Genomic DNA, 822 nt, shown 5'->3' with positions numbered 1-822 from the left:
AGATGCGGTGTTGATGCCTACCAATTCACCTTGAGTATTCACCAATGCGCCGCCCGAGTTACCTTCATTGATTGCAGCATCAGTTTGGATGAAGGCTTGACGACCATCGCTAATAGAAGAGCGACCTGTCGCGGAAATAATGCCGAAGGTCGTGGTTTGCCCTAAGTTGTATGGGTTACCAATCGCTAAAACGACATCACCAACCTGAGGTTTGTATTCAGAATTCAATGGGATGACAGGTAGGTTAGAACCTTCAACTCGTAAAACGGCAATGTCCGTGCGTTTGTCGGTGCCAACAAGTTGAGCGGCAGCAGCTCGACCATCTTGCAATGCAACAACGACTTGGTCTGCTTGAGCTACCACGTGATAGTTGGTAATGATATAACCTTTTTCGCTGACGATAACCCCAGAACCCAGCCCTTGTGTCGAGAGTTTACTGCGATCGTTTTCAACGTATTTTCGGCTGTAGATATTCACAACCGCTGGCGCCGCTCTTCTTACGGCTTGGTTAAACGACAATTCAAGAGATGCGATATTTTTCGGTTGTTGGTCGAGCGCGACAGGAATAACGTTATTGCGCAATGATGGAACTGCGAGCAGTACAACGGCAGCGGTTGCTAAGCCTAAAAAGACAGAACGTAATAAAAAGCTAAGCATATCCTCTCCATGCATGAGCGCCAAAATGGCATAGAAAGGTGAAGAATAGCATTACATTGAAAAATAACAAAAGGGCAGTGCGTGATCGCACTGCCCTTTTAATAATCAGATTGATAGTAAGATTAACTCTTCGAGCTTTATCACCAAGAGTGATGAATCAATCGT

At 45.5% G+C, this 822-nt stretch carries 1 protein-coding gene; it reads right to left on the bottom strand.

Annotated elements, in window-relative coordinates:
* Nucleotides 1-657, bottom strand: a 657-nt coding sequence (locus R7E78_RS25710; protein WP_318058552.1) for a trypsin-like peptidase domain-containing protein, incomplete at its 3' end; no start/stop codon positions are given.
* Nucleotides 658-822 lie beyond the last annotated feature (165 nt).

The organism is Vibrio sp. YT-19(2023), assembly GCF_033337395.1.
The sequence above is the reverse complement of the archived record's forward strand: the minus strand, read 5'-3'. Positions and strand labels throughout refer to the sequence as shown.